The sequence below is a fragment of the Pseudoalteromonas sp. SIMBA_162 genome (assembly GCF_046535955.1).
Classification (GTDB): Bacteria; Pseudomonadota; Gammaproteobacteria; order Enterobacterales; family Alteromonadaceae; genus Pseudoalteromonas; species Pseudoalteromonas marina.
The window spans coordinates 1-244 of record NZ_JAWJBQ010000995.1 but is presented as its reverse complement, the minus strand read 5'-3'; the positions used below and the strand labels follow the sequence as shown (position 1 = coordinate 244).

Sequence of the window (244 nt, the reverse complement as noted above, 5' to 3'; positions counted from 1 at the left end):
ATCGTACACTGCATAGCCGCCGGTGCCTTCCAGTGCATAGATGCGATCGCGCTGAATGATACCGAAGTCCTGATAGCTACCGGAGAGCACCCATTCGTTGTCGACCTCTGGCTGATGGTCGAGAGTGCGCAGCAGGTCATGGCCCATGCTGTAGTCGCTGGGGGGATTGCTGATGCCCATCACATGGCGTAACAGTGTCGGGACGACATCATAATGCGCGGTGACGGGCGGCAGGGGCAGCTGG

The 244-nt window shown here is 59.4% G+C and carries 1 pseudogene; it reads right to left on the bottom strand.

Going from position 1 to position 244, the window contains the following annotated elements:
* Positions 1-244, bottom strand: a pseudogene (locus R0J88_RS22700) (hypothetical protein); the annotation flags it as partial.